The organism is Streptococcus mitis, assembly GCF_009496285.1.
GTDB classification, from domain to species: Bacteria; Bacillota; Bacilli; order Lactobacillales; family Streptococcaceae; genus Streptococcus; species Streptococcus mitis_BP.
The window spans coordinates 1-633 of record NZ_WIJK01000065.1 but is presented as its reverse complement, the minus strand read 5'-3'; the positions used below and the strand labels follow the sequence as shown (position 1 = coordinate 633).

Here is a 633-nt window from a genome sequence, read left to right as displayed (position 1 = left end):
CTGAATTGGAAAATCTCTTATCCACACCAACTGGAGAGCAATATTGGAATTTAGTGATGGCTTTTCCATGCAAAGAGTTTGTATTAAACCTATCTCAAAATGAATTGTGTAAGATTATCCGTCAATCCACCTCCAAACGAATCTCTGAAAAGCGTATTGCTTACCTGACTGATAAACTTATAAAACTCGCTAAACAATCTTTTTGTGCGGTCAAGAAAATCTCCCCAATGCTTGAAGAGGTTCGTTACTATGCTCAAGAATTGCTTCGTCTTTCTGAGCACAGACAAATTGTCTTAGACGACATGGTAGCTCTAGCTCAGCCTTTAGCAGAGTATGACATCTTACGATCAATTCCTGGCATCGCAGAAACCACAGCGACATCTATCATTGGCGAATTGGGAGATATTCGTCGTTTTCAGTCTACCAATCAAATCAACGCTTTTATTGGCATTGACCTGAGACACTATGAATCTGGGAACTTTCTCGCCAAGGAACGCATTACTAAACGAGGTAATCCCTATGCCAGAAAAATCTTGTTCAAGTGCATTCATAACATCGCTTCAGCTAGTCATACCAATCCCTGCCATATCGCCGACTTTTATGAGAAACGAAAAAGACAATCGACAATAGCTT

General features: G+C 40.1%; 1 protein-coding gene. It reads left to right on the top strand.

Annotated elements, in window-relative coordinates; all coding sequences use genetic code 11:
* Positions 1 to 633 (top strand): transposase (locus GEZ89_RS09870; protein ID WP_153225817.1); only part of this gene is annotated, 633 nt, incomplete at both ends.